The following is a 1,013-nucleotide window of genomic DNA, read 5'->3' on the forward strand; positions in this document are numbered from 1 at the left end:
TGGTGGCGGGCGAGGCGGCGGGTCATGACGATGATCATGGCCCATTGGACCATCGCGGCGTGGTGGTCGGGTAGCCGTTCGTAGTCTCGGACCGTGCGTCGGCACCGGTTGATCCAGGAGAACGTGCGCTCGACCGCCCATCTGCGGTGCAGGACGACGAACGTGGTCTGCCCGGCGAGCTTCGCGACGATCTGCACGGTCAGGGTTAGGTGGGCGGCGGCCCAGCCGACGAGCCGGCCGGCGTAGCCGCTGTCGGCCCAGGTCAGGCCGATGGTGGGAAAGCAGGCGCGTAGCGCCCACAGCAGCGGCCGGGCGGCGTCGCGGTCCTGCACGTTCGCGCCGGTGACCAGGATCGCGAGCAGTAGTCCGCAGGTGTCGACGGCGATGTGCCGTTTCCGGCCGTTGACCTTCTTCCCCGCGTCGAAGCCACGCCCTGGCCGGCCGACGGTCTCCGCGCCCCGTATCGACTGGGAGTCGACCAGCGCAGCCGTTGGTTGCCGGTTACGACCCTCGACCTGTTCGCGGACCTGTTCCCGCAGGCTGTTGTGCATGCGGTTCAGGGTTCCGTCGCGGGTCCAGGTCGTGAAGTAGTGGTAGACGAGCTTGTGGTGCGGGAAGTCGGCGGGCAGCGCGTTCCACTGGCAGCCGGTGCGGTCGAGGTAGCGGATCGCGTCCACGATGTCGCGGCGGGGGTAGGTGATCGGCCGTCCGCGTCCGGTCCCGGCCGGGACGTGCGGAGCCAGGACCTGCCATTCGGCATCCGAGGTGTCGGACGGATAGTGCCGCGGCCGGGCGGTGGGCAGGTGATCGTCAACGGTGGCCGGGGTGGTAGATGCGGCGACGCCGGCGACAAGGTATACAGACAGGGTTGGGCCTTCGGTCGTGCTGGTTTAGTCGCCTTTGCTCGTACCGAAGGCCCTTCACCATGTCACGCCGCCACGCCGGCAACGAGCGCGATCATCAATCTCTTGCGCGATCCGCCGACACCCCGAACCCCTTATTTACCAGGCTCT

1 protein-coding gene is annotated in these 1,013 nt (G+C 68.3%); it reads right to left on the bottom strand.

Annotated features, from left to right (window positions below; all coding sequences use genetic code 11):
* Nucleotides 1-866, bottom strand: an 866-nt coding sequence (locus NCC78_RS31885) for an IS5 family transposase (protein ID WP_308220986.1), incomplete at its 3' end; no start/stop codon positions are given.
* Between the last annotated feature and the right edge of the window lie 147 nt (nucleotides 867-1,013).

Source organism: Micromonospora phytophila (assembly GCF_023656545.1).
GTDB lineage: Bacteria > Actinomycetota > Actinomycetes > Mycobacteriales > Micromonosporaceae > Micromonospora > Micromonospora phytophila.